The organism is Stieleria magnilauensis, assembly GCA_007753675.1.
In the GTDB taxonomy this organism is placed as follows: domain Bacteria; phylum Planctomycetota; class Planctomycetia; order Pirellulales; family Pirellulaceae; genus Stieleria; species Stieleria magnilauensis.
Genome location: CP036432.1, coordinates 5,561,302 through 5,579,056, shown reverse-complemented (window position 1 = coordinate 5,579,056; position 17,755 = coordinate 5,561,302). Strand labels below are relative to the sequence as shown.

The 17,755-nt window shown below is 60.1% G+C and carries 15 protein-coding genes; 9 read left to right on the top strand and 6 right to left on the bottom strand.

What is annotated here, in order from left to right:
- Positions 1-37: 37 nt before the first annotated feature.
- Positions 38-1,114 (top strand): sugar kinase, encoded by a 1,077-nt coding sequence (locus TBK1r_RS19495; protein ID WP_145214291.1) that lies wholly within the window; start codon positions 38-40, stop codon positions 1,112-1,114.
- Positions 1,115-1,363: 249 nt separating this feature from the next.
- On the opposite strand, the gene TBK1r_RS19490 is transcribed toward TBK1r_RS19495, so the two are convergent.
- Positions 1,364-1,969 carry a DUF2585 family protein gene (locus TBK1r_RS19490; protein ID WP_145214288.1) on the bottom strand — a complete coding sequence of 202 codons (606 nt, stop codon included), beginning with the start codon at positions 1,967-1,969 and terminating at the stop codon, positions 1,364-1,366.
- Positions 1,970-2,381: 412 nt separating this feature from the next.
- Here TBK1r_RS19490 and TBK1r_RS38720 point away from each other — a divergent pair, with 412 nt between their 5' ends.
- The 3 genes from TBK1r_RS38720 to TBK1r_RS19480 all read left to right on the top strand — a co-directional run bounded on the left by TBK1r_RS38720 (position 2,382) and on the right by TBK1r_RS19480 (position 5,127).
- On the top strand, positions 2,382-2,546 hold the full coding sequence (locus TBK1r_RS38720; protein WP_419580164.1) for a hypothetical protein: 165 nt from the start codon (positions 2,382-2,384) through the stop codon (positions 2,544-2,546).
- A gap of 61 nt (positions 2,547-2,607) precedes the next feature.
- Positions 2,608-3,915 carry a DUF1559 domain-containing protein gene (locus TBK1r_RS19485; RefSeq protein ID WP_145214285.1) on the top strand — a complete coding sequence of 436 codons (1,308 nt, stop codon included), beginning with the start codon at positions 2,608-2,610 and terminating at the stop codon, positions 3,913-3,915.
- Between the two features lie 204 nt (positions 3,916-4,119).
- Positions 4,120-5,127 carry a CvpA family protein gene (locus TBK1r_RS19480; RefSeq protein WP_145214282.1) on the top strand — a complete coding sequence of 336 codons (1,008 nt, stop codon included), beginning with the start codon at positions 4,120-4,122 and terminating at the stop codon, positions 5,125-5,127.
- 116 nt (positions 5,128-5,243) lie between these two features.
- Here TBK1r_RS19480 and TBK1r_RS19475 read toward each other — a convergent pair whose 3' ends face one another.
- Positions 5,244-6,542: a nickel-dependent lactate racemase family protein gene (locus TBK1r_RS19475; RefSeq protein ID WP_145214279.1), complete on the bottom strand. Its 1,299-nt coding sequence runs from the start codon at positions 6,540-6,542 to the stop codon at positions 5,244-5,246.
- 105 nt (positions 6,543-6,647) lie between these two features.
- Positions 6,648-7,364, bottom strand: a complete 717-nt coding sequence (locus tag TBK1r_RS19470; protein ID WP_145214276.1) for a class I SAM-dependent methyltransferase — start codon at positions 7,362-7,364, stop codon at positions 6,648-6,650.
- Positions 7,365-7,548: 184 nt separating this feature from the next.
- On the opposite strand from TBK1r_RS19470, the gene TBK1r_RS19465 reads away from it, so the two are divergent.
- Together TBK1r_RS19465 and TBK1r_RS19460 are read left to right on the top strand one after the other, a co-directional pair.
- Positions 7,549-9,294, top strand: a complete 1,746-nt coding sequence (locus TBK1r_RS19465; RefSeq protein WP_145214273.1) for a DUF1549 domain-containing protein — start codon at positions 7,549-7,551, stop codon at positions 9,292-9,294.
- A 56-nt stretch (positions 9,295-9,350) separates the two neighbouring features.
- Positions 9,351-10,658, top strand: coding sequence for a DUF1501 domain-containing protein (locus TBK1r_RS19460; protein WP_145214270.1), 1,308 nt, complete (start codon positions 9,351-9,353; stop codon positions 10,656-10,658).
- Between the two features lie 354 nt (positions 10,659-11,012).
- Here TBK1r_RS19460 and TBK1r_RS19455 read toward each other — a convergent pair whose 3' ends face one another.
- Positions 11,013-11,474, bottom strand: coding sequence for a superoxide dismutase [Ni] (locus tag TBK1r_RS19455; RefSeq protein ID WP_145214267.1), 462 nt, complete (start codon positions 11,472-11,474; stop codon positions 11,013-11,015).
- A gap of 310 nt (positions 11,475-11,784) precedes the next feature.
- Here TBK1r_RS19455 and TBK1r_RS19450 point away from each other — a divergent pair, with 310 nt between their 5' ends.
- A complete protein-coding gene (locus tag TBK1r_RS19450; protein ID WP_145214263.1) occupies positions 11,785-13,791 on the top strand; it encodes an NAD(+) synthase in 2,007 nt (668 codons plus the stop codon).
- A 263-nt stretch (positions 13,792-14,054) separates the two neighbouring features.
- On the top strand, positions 14,055-15,332 hold the full coding sequence (locus TBK1r_RS19445) for a hypothetical protein (RefSeq protein ID WP_145214260.1): 1,278 nt from the start codon (positions 14,055-14,057) through the stop codon (positions 15,330-15,332).
- Here TBK1r_RS19445 and TBK1r_RS19440 read toward each other — a convergent pair.
- Positions 15,329-16,219 carry a TIM barrel protein gene (locus TBK1r_RS19440; RefSeq protein WP_419580163.1) on the bottom strand — a complete coding sequence of 297 codons (891 nt, stop codon included), beginning with the start codon at positions 16,217-16,219 and terminating at the stop codon, positions 15,329-15,331. The genes TBK1r_RS19445 and TBK1r_RS19440 overlap by 4 nt on opposite strands.
- A gap of 53 nt (positions 16,220-16,272) precedes the next feature.
- Here TBK1r_RS19440 and TBK1r_RS19435 point away from each other — a divergent pair, with 53 nt between their 5' ends.
- Entirely contained in the window at positions 16,273-16,578 is a 306-nt protein-coding gene (locus TBK1r_RS19435; protein WP_419580162.1) for an MGMT family protein, read from the top strand.
- 122 nt (positions 16,579-16,700) lie between these two features.
- Here the strand turns inward: TBK1r_RS19435 and TBK1r_RS19430 are convergent, their stop codons facing one another.
- Positions 16,701-17,711 (bottom strand): 3-keto-disaccharide hydrolase, encoded by a 1,011-nt coding sequence (locus TBK1r_RS19430; protein WP_145214254.1) that lies wholly within the window; start codon positions 17,709-17,711, stop codon positions 16,701-16,703.
- Between the last annotated feature and the right edge of the window lie 44 nt (positions 17,712-17,755).

Below are 17,755 nucleotides of genomic sequence, written 5' to 3'. Positions count from 1 at the left end.
TCCCCAACCATTTCGTCGCACAACGAGACCATCGGAAATGATCGAACTTCGCAATGATGCCAAGTATGCCCTCGTCATCCCCACCAGCATGGGCACCCGGTTGACGCCGGTCGACCATCAACCGTTCCACTGCAGTGACACCTTCAAGATGCAGGCGACGAGCGCCGAGTCGAACGTCGGGAGCGTGTCGTCCTTTCTCGGTTTGCCGGTCAAGATTTTGACGGCGTTCGTCAAAGACAGTCCGATCGCGCGGTTCATCAAGGACGACTTGGCGCGGCGGCACATGGATTACGAAGGCCCCGAATTCGAACAATCCACCCCGTGGGGCGTTCGGCACCAGATCAACATGGCCGACAGCGGTTGGGGCTCGCGCGGTCCGCGCGTCCAGAACGACCGTGCCGGTGAAGTCGGGCGTCTGCTCAGTGTCAAAGACTTTGATTTGGATCGAATCTTTCGCGACGAAGGGGCGAAGATCGTTCACATGTCCGGTCTGATCGCGGCATTGTCCGAAGAGACCAGCCAGTTCTGTTTGGAAATCGCCCGCGCGGCCAAGAAACACGGCGCACGGATTTCGTTTGACCTCAACCACCGGGCTTCGTTCTGGGTCGGTCGCGAAGACGAATTGTCGGCCGCGTTCAAAGAGATCGCCAGCCTGTCGGACATCCTGATCGGCAACGAAGAAGACTTTCAATTGTGTCTGGATATCCAGGGACCCGAAGCCGGAGGAAAGGACATCGGGGCGAAGATCGACGGTTTCAAAGAGATGATCGGACGGGTCAAAAAAGAGTACGCCGACACCACCTTGTTTGCCACCACGCTGCGGGAAGTCGAAAGCGCGAACTCCCACATGTGGGGCGCCATCGTGTCTCACGGGACCGAGTTTACCGTCGTGGAGCCGCGCGAAATCGGCGTGCTGGATCGGATCGGCGGCGGCGATGGTTTTGTCGGCGGACTGCTCTATGGTGTGCTCAACGGATGGGATGTCGAAAAGAGCACCCAGTTCGGCTGGGCCACCGGCGCGCTGGCGGCAACCATGCTGACCGATTACGGCCAACCCGCCGACGAAGACCAAGTGTGGAGCATTTGGCAAGGCAACGCGCGCGTGAAACGCTAGCGGGTGGAGGCCCGGCCGGGCATGTCAGCGGGACGCGTGAGCGAGCGGCGCGTGACGGTTTCGCCAACGCGCCACGTGCTGACATGCTTGGGCTCTGCAGGTGTTAGCGGAACGGCGCGAGCCGTCCGGTTTCACCGTGAAAGACCGGAGGGCTCGCGCCCTGCCGCTAACAAAGAACACTTTGCTCGGCGTCAATGTAGTTGCCACTGGCTGACGCCGCGTGCTGATGTGTAGTCCCGTGGGAATGCCCTATCCCGATTGCCACTGCAAGATCGCATCACTGGGCCAAACCAGCATGATGACGTTCAACAACAGGCTGTCTCGGATCGTCGCCAACAGCACCACTTCGACGACGATCAACAAGGCCAAGCTGTAGGTCCATCGCAGCCGCGATGCGATGGCATACCCGGTGATGCAGGCCAACAGATCGAAGACACTGTTGGCGATCGAGTCGCCGTAATAGTCCAGCGAAATGGTTGTCGCGCGATAGCGTTCGATGATCAACGGCGTGTTCTCCAAAATCTCCCAGGCGGCTTCGAACACGACCGCCAATTTGAGTCGAATCCCGTCGCTCAATCGGTGTCGCAGCGGCCACAGCGCGGCAAAGAACAGGACGCCGTGAAGAACGTGGGTAAAGAAATACGGGTCGATCAGGTGCTGGGAATTGTGTTGGGAGTTGATGTCCCAGGACCAGGGTGAGTACTCCCCGCATTGACACCATGGCGTTCGCCCGAGCATCCACAGCGCGGCGGCCATCAAGATCGCGATCATCACCACGTCCAGCCCCAGCGGTCGGGCGCGTGGGGTGGGAACGGATGAATCGTTCGGCTGTGGTTCGGATCGGGAGTCTTGCATCACCAGATGGCAGAAAAATTGGAAGGAGGGAGCTCGGGTCAGTTGTAAAAAAACTCGGCCGCCGTGAATGATCGCCCGGTTCGGCGCTGAGGTTAGGTTGGTGAACTCGATGGCGTGCAAATGTCTGTTGGGCCGCGACAACGGCACCTACGCTTCCCATCGACATTCATCGTCGCGGATCAGCCGATCAATCGGGAAGCGTCACTATGTAACGAGCTTGTGGTTTTTCTCGCCCAATGCAACTTGGGGGGTTTCGAAGTGGCTGCGCGGGGGTTAAGCATTACGCTCCGTCGCTGAAAGGAGACCCGATGTCGCTGCGGTCGCTAAAACACGAAAAACCACCATCTGGCGACGGCAGCGACAAAGTTCAAAGACAGTTCAGGCTGGAACTCTACCTTTGATTCGCAATGCCATGAATCGAATTTTATGTTTTCCGTTCATCTTGGCGTCGGTCACGATGGCCGGCTGTGGTTCCAGCGAGCCCACGGTCATCCAACCGCAGACCTATCAGATGAGCGAGCAGGAGCAAGCCAACCGGGAACGTGCCGCAAAAGCATTGGCCGAGCAACGCCAGTGACGCGACGTCCGTCAACGAATCGTCATTCCGTCCGACTGTGATCATTGATGAGGGAACGAACATGCCAAGGCATCCTCGCAGGCCTTCTTCGCTTCAACCCAGTTCCTACAACACGAGTCCACACAAACCCAGGGCGTTCACGCTGGTCGAGCTGTTGGTCGTGATCGCGATCATCGGCATCCTGGTCGGCCTGTTGTTGCCGGCGGTCCAGGCCGCTCGTGAAGCCGCGCGGCGGATGAGTTGTAGCAACAATTTCAAACAGATCGGTTTGGCCGTTCACAACTACCACGCCGCGTACAAGCAGCTGCCGACTCACCTGAACGGGACCCGCCGGCTTCCTCCCACGGGAAGTTGGTTCAGCGAATACGGCGACGACTGCAACATGATGATGTTGAGCACCTTTGTCGGTCTGACACCTTTCTTCGAGCAGCAAGGGCTTTGGGATCAGATCAGCAATCCCAACTCGGTTGATTTGACCAATCCGGGTGTGACGCGTGTTCCGCCGTGGCCTGCGATGGGGCCGACGCCGACCGAAGAACCCAATCGTGTGGTCATTGTCAATCAAAGCAACAACGCGTATCCGCCGTGGATGACCGAGATTCCGATGCTCCGTTGCCCCAGCGATCCGGGCGTCGGTTTGCCGGCCATGGGACGGACCAACTACGCCGCGTGTCTGGGCGACGGGTTGCACTACACCGACAACGGTCCGTACTGGTTCAACTTGCGTGGAGATCCCAAGATCGAAGTCCACAGCAATTCCAACGCTAGCTTGTTGGCGTCGGCGCGGGGCATGTTCGTGCCGCGGGTGGAGAAGAAGTTTCGCGACGTGTTGGATGGACTGTCCAACACCATCATGTACGGTGAAATTGCGACCGATCTGGGCGACCGTGACATTCGCACCCTGGCCCACAGTTTTGCTCCCGGGACCTTCAGCGGGTTGCGAAATGATCCCACCGCCTGCCGCGATGACATCGACCCCGATCGTCCCCGATTCTGGGATCCGTCGTTGACCGACGTCATGGCGGGTAATCAGGGGCGCGGGTTTCGTTGGGCCAGTGGGATGCAACCCTACACGGCGATCAATACGATTCTTCCGCCCAATTCGGAGACCTGCATGTCGCTCGAAGACACCACGCCGGGTGTGCTCTCGGCGAGCAGCCGACACCCGGGAGGCGCCCATCTGTTGATGGGCGATGGTGCCGTGATTTTCGTCACCGATTCGATCGAGGCGGGCGATCCGAGCAACGGAACGGTGGTCTACAACGGGACCGGAAACCGGAGCCCCGGTGCCGCCAGCCCGTATGGGTTGTGGGGGGCGTTGGGGACGCGTGCCAATCGCGAGGTGATCCAAGAACAGCTCAATCAGTGACGATCGGCAGGCATTGAATCGACGCCGACCGCCAGGTGCGCCGCGTCAGCGAGGGGCGTCGCGTGGCCGGTGCTCGCGCATGGGGGCTGCGATCCAATACCGCTGAAAAGATGCTTCACCGCGTGATTGACCGGGACCGTCGCAACGTGGGCCCGGTTTTTTTGTGGCAGCCATTCGCCGTGGAAGCCGCTGTCGGCAGAACCGATGGCCTATGATTGGCCGTGTAAGTACCGGTTCATCCCCGACCAGCGAATCGCCGCCATGGCCGATCCCACCGCGACGAATCGATTTCGACGCAAGAAAAAACGACGCAAGCCGAAGCCGGGGGATCCGATTCCGATGCCGGCATGGCTGTTCTATCCGCTGTCACTGGGCAGCCTCGTCGCGGCGGTGCTGCTGTATCGGCGCGGTGATCCCGTTACCGCCATCACGATCGTTGTCATCGCGCTGTCCGGCTGGGGCGGATTCAGGATGGGGTTCGGCCGGATCGCGGCATCGGTCCTGGGACTGGTCGCCGCGATTGCCTACGCGCCGGCGATGGGCATGAACTACCAAGTCGCGTTTTCCGAACGGTTTGGCACCAGCGGGCTGGCCAATCGTTTCCTTTGCATCGCTGCGATCGGTGTGCTGATTTCACTGGTGGTGACGCTCTTGATCACGATGATCAGCAACTGGGTGTTCGCCAAACGCCGCGTCTGGAACTGGGCCAACCTTTTCGCCGGATTTGCCATCGGATTGGTTGAAGGGGTTGCGATCTGTTACCTGCTGCTCGGCGGACTGATCAGCCTTCAGATGTGGCAGCGTGCGGACGACATCCGGGACAACGCCGTCGCGACGGCCGTCGACGATTGGGCTTCGCAAACCCGTCAAAGCCTGCTCGGGCCGTTCATTCGTGACTACAACCCCTTCGAGCGTTTCCAATCGCTGGCCGGCGTCAACGAGTTTCGCCAGACGGTGCGCCGCTTGGGCGACCCCGAAAACGTCCAGCGTCTATTGGACGATCCCGACATCGCGGAACTGGGATCCGATCCCGCGGTTGCCGCGGCGATCGATGAAATTCGCAACGATCCGGTACTCGAGGAATGGTTCGAGCAGAAACGTCCGCTGGATCAACCGTTGCTGATGCATTTGCTCAACAGCCCTGCGGTGATGCGTCTGGTCGATCACCCCGACTTCCTGCCCAAGGTCCGTCAAGCGTTGCAGGAACTGTGACAGCCAGGTGGGGCACGCTTCCAGCTTGCCGCTTCGCAAGCTTCGCTCGGCGTGTTGCAGGGGGGGCAAGCTTCGCTTGCCGGGACGCAAGCTGGAAGCTTACGCCACTTGGAAGCTTACGCCACTTGGGCTTGCACATACGGGATCACGTAGGGGCCTTCGGGGATGACGGCGACGGACTTGCACGCGCTGGCGTCCAGGGAAGCCTCAATGGTGGCTTGGAGATCGTCGACGATGGAGACCCCGGTGAGCGCTTGCAACGATGGGGAAAGCGACGAGTAAAGATGGACCGTTCCCTGCTCCGTCGCTTTGGTTTGCATCTGCGTCTGCCAGGCGTCGATCTCTGCAAAAGGTTGGTGCCGGATCGATTGCAAGAAGCCCTGGGATCCCAAACGCGTCAGCGTTGCCTGGGCGGCGGCGTAGTCGTCCGATCCCAACCCTTCGCTGCACTCGGACACGATGATCAGATTGCCGCCGGGCTCGAGGATGTCGATCGCGCCGACCATCCCTTTGACGGTTTGGTAATACGTCTTGTCCAGCGGGTATCCGGCGGCACTGGTGATCACCGTCGGGAAGCGGTGCGGTACGGGGACGCGGCAGTACTGGCCGATGAAGGAGACCGCATCCTGGTGACTGGCCGTGATCTCACCGAAGTTGACCATGGACAGATTTCGTTGATCGTCGATGACCGTGTTGAGCGCGTACGCGCCGCCGATCATCTTGACGATTTCCAATTGTTCTTCATGCAGCGGGTTGCGATGCAGATTGCAATTGGCGGCGGCGGCGTCGGACATGAAGCGATGGTTGTGAAACGTCCGAATCGTCTCGGCATGCGCCAAGCCGGGCGCGATCACTTTGCGGCCTCCCGAATAGCCGGCCATGAAATGCGGCTCAACCAACCCGGTGGCGATCCGAACATCGGCTTGGACGAACCGGCGATCGATTTTGACCGGTGTTTGCCGGGTGGGGGTTCGGCCCAATTCGATGTGGTCTTCGTCACAGAGCGCATCGTGATTGACGACGTTGACGTGCCGTAACACCCAAGGGTCGCCGATCAATTCGGCAAGCTCGTCGCCGAGATTGGGACGATGCAATCCCGTCGCGACCAAGACCGTGATTTGATCCTGCGGCACGCCGGCTGACACCAGTGTCTCGATCATCGGCCGCAGGAACAGGTGATTGGGAACCGGCCGCGTGATGTCGCAGATCGCGATGCAGGCACTCTTAGCACCCGCGGCAATTTCGTGCAGCCCCGCCGCACCGCTCGACTCCCCGGGGCTTTGCAAGGCTCGGCGAACGGCGGCAACCGGATCGACCAGTCGCGGCATCTCGGGCTTGGCGATCAGCGTGACGTCGGCGTCACGGGGCAAGGGCACCGCGATCCCGTTTCGACCGTAAAGCAGCGACACTTGCATCGAGATTGCAGACCCGGAGACTGGATGATCGGTTGTAAACGTTGCGTCAAACGATCAAGGGTAGCCGATCGTGCCATCGGTTTCGACAGCTCTCCCGCTGGTTGCTTAAGCATCGCGTCGCGGAAAGGCGACCGGTTGGCCGTACCACGGCGGATGGGCGCCGGCTTTGACGGCCAGCAGGATCGCCTTGCCGTGCAGATGCTCCGGACCGTGCGTGTAGTCCCATTCCAAACGTTCCTCGTAGCGCAAAATCCTCAGTGCAGATGCCTCGTCGGTGGCCCAACGGGCGAGCTGATTGGGGGCAAAGTAATTGACCACCGCGCCGGCGGTTTCGCTTTGGGGGGCATTATTCTGTGATCCCGGCCAGCGGTCACAGCCGGGGTCTTCGGTCGTGTGGACTTCGACGTAGACGACGCCGCCGTCGCGGAGACCGGCCATCATTCGTTTCCAAACCCGCCGGGCATCGTCGGCGGGGACATGATCCAACACGGTCGTCGCGCAGATGGCGTCGAAGGCGTCGGGTTGGATTTCGTGGTCGCAAACGTTCGCCACACAGGTCTGCACACGCGGGCCGACGCCGGCCGCCTCGGCCCGTTGCCGGATCCGCTCGGCACCCCGCGGGCTCAGGTCGACGGCCGTGACGTGAAAACCGGCTTTGGCCAACGCAATGGTGTCACGCCCGGCTCCGGCCCCCAGGTCGATCGCCTGGCCGCTGCAGTCCACTTGGTCCAGGTAGGCGGCCAGGGGAGCCGAAGGCACGTCCCCGTAAGCGATCTCGTCGCGGTCGTAGGGTTCGAAAAACGGGTCGGTAGGGTCTGACATGAAGAATCCGGTAAGTTTTTTTCGGCGCCAATCATCAAGATCGGCTCATCGGCGGCGAATGGAACGAGAATCACTCACCGTTCCTGCCGCGTTTGGTGGATAATAGCGTGGCGTCCAGCGACTGTACCAGTGATGCAAACCCAGCGATGACAACCGGCGACGCAACTAATCTGAAAATGATCCGATGAAACAATTTTTCGTCTCCGTCGCGAAGTGGAGCTGGTTCGGGCTGTTGATGCTGATCGCGTTCGGGTACATGGCGTCCGGGCTGTCTGAACCCTCCAACGATCGTCGTGGCGAGGTTGAAGCGGCCAGCGACGTTCGCTTGGACGGTTCGCCTCCCTCGGGCCTTCCGAAATCGACTGTTCTGGAATCCACTGATGTCGATTCTGCACCGCGAGAAGTTTCGGCCCAGTCCGAATCGATCGATCGCGTCGTCGCAGCGGTCAACGCGGCACGCAACGAACAACTTGCCGCGTTGGGGTTGCAGAGTGCCCCGCCGGCCGATTGGATGACCTCGTGTCGCCGAACGTCGTTGGCGCTGATCGGTAGCGGCGTGTCGCTGCAAGAAATTCGCGCGTTGGAAAGTCTGCCCGAAGACCAGCGTGAATCGACACACCTGTCGAATTTGATGCGTGACCCGCGATTCCATGACTATTGGGCCGAGCGTTGGACACGGTTCATTGTCGGTGCCGACGAAGGCCCGTTCATTGTTTATCGCAGACGTCGCTTTCGTCACTGGTTGTCCGACGAGTTGGCTGCCAATCGCCCGTACGACCAGATTGTCAGCGACTTGATCACGGCCGAAGGGCTTTGGACGGACCGTCCGGAAGTGAATTTTTTGACCGTGACGTTCGACAGCAACGATGGCAATCCGGATCCGATTCGCTTGGCGGCCCGGACCAGCCGCGCCTTTTTGGGATTGCGAATCGATTGTCTGCAATGTCACAACGACTTTCTGGGCAACGTCAACTTGGGCGATCCCGTCGAGACTCGCGAAGGTCGACAGCAAGACTTTCACCAGTTGGCGGCGTTCTACAGCAGCGCCAAGACGAACGGATTGCAAGGGGTTCGCACGGGCGAGGCGGACTACGAATACCAGTACCTGGATGCATCCGAAACGGTCGAGGTGGCGCCGGCGGTGCCCTACGCCGCAGAGTTGTTGCCCGAGGAAGGGGATGCCCGATCGCGATTGGCGACTTGGGTGACGCATCGGGACAACCGCCAGTTCTCACGCGCCGCCGTCGCCCGGTTTTGGGCGTTGATGTTCGGACGCTCGGCAACTGAGGCGGTCGACAACTTGCCGCTGGATGAACCACTGCCGCCGATGTTGGAGCCGATCGTGGACGATTTCGTGCAACACCGCGATGTTCGACGGACGATTCGGATCATCGCACAATGTGATGCGTTTCGCGTTGACAGTCGGGCGACGTTCGATGTCACCCCGCAACACGAAGAACGCTACGCGGTGTTTCCCTTGACCCGATTGCGCGCCGAACAGGTGGCCGGATCGATCGTGCAGGCGTCGAAGATCAAAGCGATCAATCGTGATTCCTCGTTGCTGGTTCAATTGATCCGATACGGTTCGATCAATGACTTTTTGGAACGTTTCGGTGATCTGGGTGAAAACGAGTTCTCCAAGGACGGCATCACCATTCCGCAACGGCTGTTGATGATCAACGGCAACATGCTTCGCGAAGCTGGACAACCGAATCCGATCTTGAACGCGACCGGGCACATCAACCTGTTCGCCCGTGACGACGCGCAGGCGATCGAGACGATTTATTTGTGTCTGCTCAATCGCTATCCGAGCACGGAAGAACGTGACTATTTTATCGACAAGATGACCGAGCGTTCTGACCGTGCAGAGGCGCTGGAAGACCTCTATTGGACGCTCGCCAACAGCACCGAATTCACGTGGAATCATTAGCATCATTCCGTCGCGATAACCATCCGCCATTCCATTCCGTCTCACGGCCCGATCCCATGTCCCATCACGATCTGCTTTGCGACCCGCATGCCCATCTGTCTCGGCGCACGCTGTTGGGGGCCGGTGCCGGCGGGGCGATGCTTTCGACCATCGCCCATCAACTCGCCTGGGCCGACGCGGTCGGTGCGACCGAGACGTCGCGGCCCAAGAACGTGATCCTGTTGTGGCTCGAGGGTGGCCCCAGTCAATTGGAGACGTTTGACCCGCACCCGGGATCGGCTATCGGCGGCGAAGTTAAAGCGATCCCGACCAGCGTGCCGGACCTGCAGATCGCCGACACGTTGCCACGCGTGGCCGAGAAGATGCATTTGGGGTCGCTGATCCGAAGTGTGACGAGCAAGGAAGGCGATCATCAACGGGCGATTTACAACATCAAGAGCGGGTATCGCCCTGATCCGACGCTGGTGCATCCGTCGATCGGTTCGATCCTGTGTCACGAATTTCCCGAACAGTTAGACATCCCGCGACACATCTCGATTCTGCCGCAAAACGCTCCGGCACGCGGCGGTTACCTGGGACCGGTTTATGACGCGTTCAAAATCGGTGATCCGCAGAACCCGGTCCCGGATCTGAAATCGCCGATCGCCGAAGATCGGTTCGATCGCAGAATGAAAGATCTGCAGTGGCTCGAAGGCCGCTTCCGTCAGCAGCGGTTGCGCGACTTGGACCAGAACCGAACCCTGCACCAGTCGTCCACCGATGCGGCGTTACGGATGATGTCCAGCGAGCAGGTCAGCGCGTTCGATGTTTCCAACGAATCCAAGGAGACGCTCGAGCAATTCGGCCAAACACCGTTCGGACGGGGCTGTCTGGCTGCGACGCGTTTGATCGGCGCCGGGGTGCGTTGTGTCGAAGTCACGCTGGGCGGGTGGGATTCCCACATCACCAATCACTCCTTGCAATCGGCCCGCTGCGAAATCCTGGACGCAGCCCTGGCGGCGCTCTTGGACCGGCTCGTCGAGCAGGACTTGTTGGAAACCACGCTCGTCGTGTGCGGCGGCGAATTTGGTCGCACGCCGCAAATCAATCCGGCCGAGGGGCGTGACCACTGGCCGCACGGATTTTCAACCTTCTTGGCCGGATGCGGTATTCGCAAGGGAGGCGTACTCGGAGCGACGGCGGCCGATCCCAAGCTGGATCCCGACAAGCCGTTGGCCGACGTTGGAAATCCGATCACGATCGGTGACTTGCACGCGACGATCCTGTCGACGCTGGGCGTGCCCTATCACGAAGAACGCCAAACCCCGATCGGACGCCCGCTGAGAATCAGCGAAGGCGAACCAGTCGGGGCGGTGTTGGCATAAGGCGAACATGCCGGTGATGCGGTGCAACGCATTCGGCACCGGCGCAAGCGGAACGCCGCGAGCCGTCCGGTATCGGCGTTGAAACGCGGTCAGAGACCGGAGGGCTTGCGCCCTGCCGCTAACAAACCGTTGTCGGTGATGCGGTGCATCAACATTCGGCACGCACAGCGTGCCCTACCGTGACGGCGTCGACTGGGTGCGACTCGTATTCCGCCGCACCTTGGTTTTCGGGTAGGCGGTAGTGGACGAGGCGACGAGTCCTTGCCAAGATGCCGACTACCGAGGACTCGTCGCCTCGTCCACTACCCGATAGTCGCCTCGTCCACTACCCGATAATTGAGCTGCGGTAGACTACTAGTGCGAGTGATCGAAGGCGGGCTCTTTGCCTTCGTACGCGCGGTACAGATCGAAGATCGCTTTTTCGAGCACCTTGGCGGTTTCCGGATCCGCCGACTGCTTGCACTTCATCGCAGCGATGATAACAGCGTGGGCGGCGGTCAGTTTCTTGGTGTAACCTTCGCTGTCCGGTTTGATCCGTTGGGCCAAGAAGTACGCCGAGATCGTGTCTTGAATCTTCGTCGCATGCTCTTCTTTGGTCGTGACCCAGCGTCCGGCTTGGTTGATCGATTGGGCCGACATCTCGCCATCGGCGATCTCGTTGATCTGCAGCTGAGCCTTCGAAATGGTGTGCTCATCTTCGAGCATTTGTTCAAACCGCAATTGGTCTCCGTAAATGCCGCAGGGAACCTGGCAGTGGGCCATGGCGATCGACGCGGTGATCATCAGTGCAAATGCAGCGGTCAAAATTCGGGTCATGTCGTTCTCTCTCATCAAGTCGTTTATTCAAACAGGTAGACACAGATCGTTCGCTGCGTCGCCGGTCCGCGTTCAGAGCGCCGGCGTCGAAGCGAAGCGGGTTCAGATTATAGGGCGCAAGCCGGCAGAGGTGGCGGGGGGACTGTCCAGAGACCGCGAATAATCCGGTCCAGCAGATCGGGGGTTTCGCCGGGAGTGCGGTCGGACCGGTGCAGGTTACAATGGGCCGAGCGGTCAAAACGTTGCGTGAAATTCTCGTTTTGATCCTGTGATTTCCGCGACACTCCCCCTTACCCCCAGAACGACTGCATTGTTTCAGCACGGAATTTTTCGCATCCACGCGGTTGCCCCGCAGACCGTCATCGCTGATCCGGCGGCCAACGCCGAAGCGATTTTGAATTCGATCGGAAACGTCGAGGCCGATTTGACCGTGCTGCCCGAACTGGCACTGACGGGCTATACATGCGGTGACCTGTTTGGCAGCGATGCACTGCTGGTCGGCGCGGCGGAGGGGTTGATGCGGATCGCCGAGTCGACTCGGGGCCGACGCGGCGCGGTGATCGTCGGATTGCCGCTGGTGGTCGGGGATTCACTGATGAACGTTGCCGCAGTCGTCTGCGGCGGGACGGTCGCCGGCGTCGTGCCGAAATCGTTTTTGCCGACCTACCGCGAGTTCTACGAGGGGCGGCATTTCCGACCCTCCGGACCGGCCGACCCCGCAACGGTCGCCCTCGCGGGAAAGGAAATTCCGTTCGGAACGGACCTGTTGTTCCGCCAGGGCGAAGCCGTCATTGCGATCGAGATTTGCGAAGACCTTTGGACGCCGATTCCACCGAGCAGCCATGCGTCGGTCGCCGGAGCCAACGTGTTGGTCAATCTTTCGGCCAGCAACGAAACGATCGGCAAGGCCGCGTGGCGTCGTGACTTGGTCAAGTCGCAATCGGGTCGTTGTATCGCCGCTTATGCGTATGTTTCCTCCGGACCGGGCGAGTCGACGTCCGACCTGGTCTTCGGCGGGCACTGTCTGGTCGCCGAAAACGGTTCGCTGATCGGCCAGTCGCGGCGGATCGGAGACGGCCGGTCGCCCGAATGGGTCGCTGAGATGTCCGTCACCTGTGACATCGATCTACAGCGACTGGCCCATGACCGACGCGTGGTCGGATCGTTTGATGATGTCGCGGATCAAATGAAACAGGAGTATCGAACGATCGAGCTGGTCAAGGACACTGCGAAGCAAAAGGACGCTGCAAAGCAAGCGGCGCCAGAGAAACTGCTTCGCTATGTCGATGCCCATCCCTTTGTGCCGTCCGAAGAAGATGAATTGGCCGAACGTTGCGGCGAAATCTTTGCGATCCAATCGGCCGGTCTGATCAAGCGACTGTCGTGTCTGCCAACGTCGACGCCGTTGGCGATCGGCATTTCCGGCGGATTGGACAGCACCCTGGCACTGTTGGTTGCGCTCAAGGCGGTCGATGCCGCCGGTTGGCCACGGAAATCGATTCATGCGATCACGATGCCGGGTTTCGGCACCACCGATCACACCCGAACCAGTGCCGATCGGCTGATCGAATCGACCGGGGTGACCGGCGATTGCATCGACATTCGGCAACTCTGTTTGGACACCTTTCACTCGCTCGGCCACCGACCGCTGGGGCTGGAGATCGACGCGAACACGACCGTTGCATCACTACAACGTCAACTGAATCAGTTGCCCGACGACGCTGCCGATTTGACCTTCGAAAATGTGCAGGCGCGGCTCCGCACGATGTTGTTGATGAACCGCGGGTTTGTGCTCGGCACCGGCGACATGAGCGAACAGGCGCTCGGATGGGCGACCTACAATGCCGATCACATGTCGATGTACAACGTCAACACTTCGATCCCCAAAACGCTGGTCCGATTCTTGGTCCGCTACGCCGCGGATCACTACTTCGAGGGTCAACTCAGTGCCTTGCTGCACCGGATCGCCGAGACGCCGATCTCGCCGGAATTGTTGCCGCCGGCCAGTGACGGCACCATTCGGCAGAACACCGAAAGCTCCATCGGCGCTTACGAGCTGCATGATTTTTTCCTGTACCACTTCGTCCGCAACGGTTTCACACGCGACAAGATCCTCTATCTCGCCTCCCAAGCGACGTTCGATCAGCCGTATGATTCGGTGACCATCGCGGCAACGCTCGAGCAGTTCATCACGCGATTCTTTCGCAATCAATTCAAACGCAATTGTGTGCCCGATGGTCCCAAAGTCGGTTCGGTCAGTCTTTCGCCCCGCGGTGACTGGCGGATGCCCAGCGATGCCGAGGGTGGGGCGTTTTGAACGACAAAGGCGAATGTTGAGCATGGGGGTGAATTGTTCGCACTCCGGTCGTGACGGATGTTCGGGAACGTCGTATTGGTCCGAATCGAGTGTTCGTCCGTGTCTAACCGGTTGACGGTGTTGGACGGCGGTGGGGTTTCGATTTTGCCGGGCATGCGCCGGTTCGATTCTTGCTCGTGGTGGTGACTCGTCGAAGCCAATGGAGCAGCAATGGGCGATCCAAGGATGGTTCGCTCGTCGGCAGTCAAGCAAGGAAGCGTGAGATGTCAATCAGCAATCGTCGCGGCAAATCGGTCGCAAAACTTGCCGCGGCTCTGTGTGTGCTTTCCACCGGTGTGGTGCCGGCAGACGGGAGCGAGCTACCGAAGTTGATCCGAACGACGTCTCCGATTCGTGTCGCCCCCGTCCCCGTTGAGGATGGCGAGGACACGTCTCGTTTTGCCGAACTGGGCGAGACCGGGACGACCGGTATAACCGACAAACTTCCCGTTGCCCGATCGGCTGCGATTGTGCAGCGAACCCGCAATCCGCAAACTCATCCTCTGCGTCTGGATGCCGGCCGTGGCGAGCCTTTGACCAATCCGTTGGTCGTCGACGCGCCACCCAAACTTCGTCGCTTCCGAGTCGAAGATTATCCGTTGGTGATGCCGACGACCGATTCGCAGTCCTCGGCCGACGAAGCGGTTGTCGATAGCCAGAACGCCCTGCCAGCCCGGCCGGTCGCCGAGTTGGATGCCGCAGTGGATGTTCTGTCGGTCCAGGCCAATCCAGAACCGGCGCTGCTGGGAACCGCGATCAATAGCGGATTCGGCAGCTTGGCGATCGATCAAATCGGCTCGCATCTGGATCCGCCTTCGACGTCGGGACACGCGATGGACTATCCGCCGCTGGGCCGTTTTTCCACCGACCTGGTGCTTCCGCAGGGACAACCCCTCGGACTCCACACGCCGGGCATGACCAGTTCGTTCCGCGAACAATTCGGGGCGATCGACAGCGGTCACTTGATCGAAGACACGTCCAACCCGGTGGGCGACGCCGTGCCGGCCTTGCCGTCGCCGACGAGCTCGGCCGAGGCCGATGCGATCGCAAGGTCATTGGAAGTGCTCGGTCAAGGCGTCACGCCACGGGCAGGTGCGGCCGCAATGGAGGTCGCGATGAAGGACCGCGTGAACAGCGACGGCCGAGTGGCGTTGGAGGTGGAGGAACTGATGGCGGCCAGTTCACCACAACCTGAACCGTCAGAACCGGAACTGGATGCCAGCAGTCCCAAGCCCTCGTTGGCCGAAAAATTCGTCGGCTGGTCCAGAAGGTTGACGTCCGGTCGCACGTCGTCACAGAACAAATCCGTTTCGACACGGCTGCCCAGCGAGCGTGCGGCCAGTGAACCGTCGGCCAGTAAACCGTCGGCCAGTAAACCGTCGGCCAGTGATCTTTCCGTCGGTGAACCTTCCGCCGGCGTCACTTCGTCCCGTCAAGCCGCCCCACCGTCGCGAAAACGATCCGGCGGCATTCTGACCCAGTGGCTCAACCGTTCTCGCTAGACGTCACAGACGGCGTAAGCTTCTTCGAGCGAGCGGATCGGATCCTCGCTGGTGGGAATGAATTCCTGGGCGACGTAGCCGCGGTACCCGGTGGCCTTGATGGCGCGCATGACGGCCGGGTAATTGATTTCGTTGCGGCCGTCCAATTCGCGGCGTCCCGGATTGCCGGCGGTGTGGTAGTGGCCGATGATCGACTGGTATTTTTCCAGGTTCGCGATCAGATCACCGTTCATGATTTGAACGTGGTAGATGTCGTAGAGCAGTTTAAATTTTTCGCTGCCGACTTCATTGACCAGTTCGGCGCACAAGTGGATGTCGTCGCCCCAGTATCCCGGGTGTCCCTTCATCGGATGGACGCTGCCGTCGGGGTTGAGGTGCGCCTTGCTGTTTAAATGCTCCAGGACCAAACCGATCCCTTTTTCTTCGGCATAGGGGATGACGCGTTTCCAACAGTCCAAACAGTTCTTGCGGGCGGCCGCGTCGCTGATGCCTTGCTTTTGCATCCCGGTGAAGGTGATGACGTTGGGGGCGCCGTATTTGACCGCCAGATCGATTCCGTCACGCAGCTTCTGTTCGACTTCGGCGTGATTGTCTCGGTCCAGCGGCCCGGTGGCAAACCCGTGGCTGCCGACCAAAGAGATATTCAGTCCCATCGCGGTGACTTGGTCGTAGAGCTTTGAATTGATACCCTCCATGGCTTCCAAGCCGATGCGTTTGCACTCGACGGCCAGTTTCAGCATGTCCATCGGGTTGAAGCACCAGCCCATGATGGATTGTCGAATGCGGCCGCCACTTGCCGTGTCATCGTCGCTCATCAGGAGTCGGGGGGCGAATGCCGCGCCGGCGGCGGCGAGCAGATTGGCGGCGACAAAGTCACGACGTTTCACGGTGGGGCCTACCAGGTGTTGGGACGTTTCAAGGGTTGGGAACCGAACCTCCTATGCTAACTGAATTTCAGCAGCAGATGGCCAACGCGGTCACGAATTTGCGTCCCGGCGAGGTCGTCAGTTTCGCGGACATCGCTGCCGCGGCCGGCCGTCCGCAGGCATCACGCGCCGCCGGACGAATGCTTTCCCAATCGATGGACACCCTGCCCTGGTGGCGCGTCGTCTACAGCGACGGCCACCTGCCGCCCTGCAACCCCAGCGTCCAAGCCGAACGCCTGGCCGACGAAGGCGTCCAGTTGAACGCCTTTCGTGTCGTCGAGTCCCCGTTGGGACGCTTCAAGAAAACGAAGGAAAGCTGACGCACGCGGTCTGCCGACATTTGGCCGAGGTGGCTGAAAGATCAGGGGCAAAAAAATGGACGACGGATCGATCGAAAGCCGATACACAGCGTTTTCCGTCATCGATTCTCTTTTCATTCTGCTCAAGGGGCATCCTTGATCACCGGCGCCAGGTAGATGTCTCGATAGGACACGTTGGTGTGGTCGCCCTGTAAGTAGATCGGGCCCGGTTCAGTGGGGTTGGTGTGGACGGCGCCCGCGGTCGGCCCGGTGACGGGTTGGTTGTCGATGACTTTTTCGCCGTTCAAGACCACGGTGACGTGACGGTCGACCAGCGTGATGTCATAGCTCTGCCACTGGCCGCCCGGTTTGCCCGCATTGAACGCGGGTTCGATCATGCCAAAGATCGCGCCCACGCCCTGCAAGCCTTGCATCCGAGAGTCTCGATCGACCACTTGCGCCTCGTACATCCCGCGCAGGTAGATGCCGCTGTTGCGTTGCGTTTCGACAAGAAACTCGATATGCAACCAAAAGTCTTCGAACACCGCTTCGGTTTTCAGGTTCGCATAGTCACCGGTGGCACTGAAGTCGGTCTTGGGAGTCGTGTTCTTGAGCACGCCCTCTTCGACACTCCAGCCATTCTTCTTTTCGGGTTCATGAACCGTCCATCCGGTCAGATCCTTGCCGTTGAATAACGCGATCGGATGACCGAACCGGACCTTGGACAAATCGGGTGCGACGGTGGGCATCGGCGGAATCTTCTTTCCGGTAAACCGCTCACGCTGGATCGAGCCATCGGGAGACTGTCGCAAGATCAGGCCGTCGAGTTTTCCGTCGACCATGCCGACGTCCACGGTGGTCGTTGATTTTGTGTTCTTGTTCTTCCTGATCGCGAACTTCAGCCGTCCGTCGGATTGTTCGACGTTCTGATAGGGACCGGCCGAGCCGACGTACAACCGCAAGAAGACCAACGGTCGGCCGTCACGTTCTTGGACACTCATCCAGGCCGGCAGACCGGAATCAAGCTGCAGCGACCAATCACCAGCCAATTCCGCCGCCAATGGCTCCGCACGCAGCGACGCTAGGAACGGTGAAAAGAGCAGCAGACACAGGCTAAGACTGCGGGCAACGAGTCGTGGTTGGTGTCGGTTCATGGGGGCGACTGGAGGAGAGTTTTCGGGTTGTTTGATCAGCATGC